Origin of the sequence: Mycobacterium sp. E2989 (genome assembly GCF_001667595.1) — a bacterium.
GTDB lineage: Bacteria > Actinomycetota > Actinomycetes > Mycobacteriales > Mycobacteriaceae > Mycobacterium.
Map to the genome: position 1 here is coordinate 1 of NZ_LZJX01000101.1, position 991 is coordinate 991.

1 protein-coding gene is annotated in these 991 nt (G+C 70.0%); it reads left to right on the forward strand.

Features of this window, described 5'->3' with window-relative positions:
* Positions 1 to 947, forward strand: a 947-nt coding sequence (locus A5680_RS17255) for a CaiB/BaiF CoA-transferase family protein (protein WP_197499805.1), incomplete at its 5' end; no start/stop codon positions are given.
* Positions 948 to 991 lie beyond the last annotated feature (44 nt).

Sequence of the window (991 nt, forward strand, 5' to 3'; positions counted from 1 at the left end):
CCAACCTCGACAAGAAAGACCTCACGCTGGACCTGACCTCGCCGCGCGGCCTGGAAATTGTCCGGCGGCTGGCCGCGCAGGCCGACGTTGTCGTGGAGAACTTCTCACCGCGGGTGGTGGAGCAGTTCGGTCTGGACTACGAATCGCTGGTAGCGCTGAAGCCCGACGTGATCATGATCCGGATGCCGGGTTTCGGCTTGCAGGGCCCCTGGCGCGATTACGTGGGGTGGGCGTTGAACTTCGAGCAGACCGGGGGGATGTCAGCGGTGACCGGGTACCCGGACGGGCCGCCGTGCAACCCGCAGGGGCCCGCCGATCCAATCGTCGGAGTGCACGCCGGGGTCGCGCTGCTGGCGGCGCTCGAGCACCGGCGCCGCACGGGCGAGGGCCAGCTGATCGAGGTTGCCCAGATCGAGGTCGCCGCCGCCGTCACCGCCGAACCGGTGATCGAGTACTCGATGAACGGCGTCGTGCAAGGGCGGGAGGGCAACCGTCGGCGCGGCTACCTGCAGGGCGTCTACCCGACGAACGAGGACGACGTGTGGGTGGCGCTGTCGCTGCCCGACGAGGGACTGCTCGGCCACGACGCGTTCGACGAGCTGGTCGCCGCCTGGACCCGCGGCCAGAACGCCGCGGACATCGTGGAAACCCTGCACGCGCAAGGCATCCCGGCAGAGCGGGTCATCACCGGCGAGCGGATGTATGAGATCGCCCAGCTCGACGCGCGCGGCTACTACCAGGAGCTCGTTCACCCGATCACCGGGGCGCACCGCTATCCCGGCTGGCCGTTTCGCATCACGCCCGGGCCGGCCCGCCACCACACTGCCGCCCCGCCGACCCTGGGCCAGCACAACGACGAGGTGCTGGCCGGTCTGGGCCTGTCCGCGGCCGACGTCGCGGACCTGCGGGCCGAGAGGGTGATCGGCGAGCGGCCGCTCAACGCCTGAGGCCGGTGAGCATTTCGTAAACGACCCGTCACATGCGAGGCTGC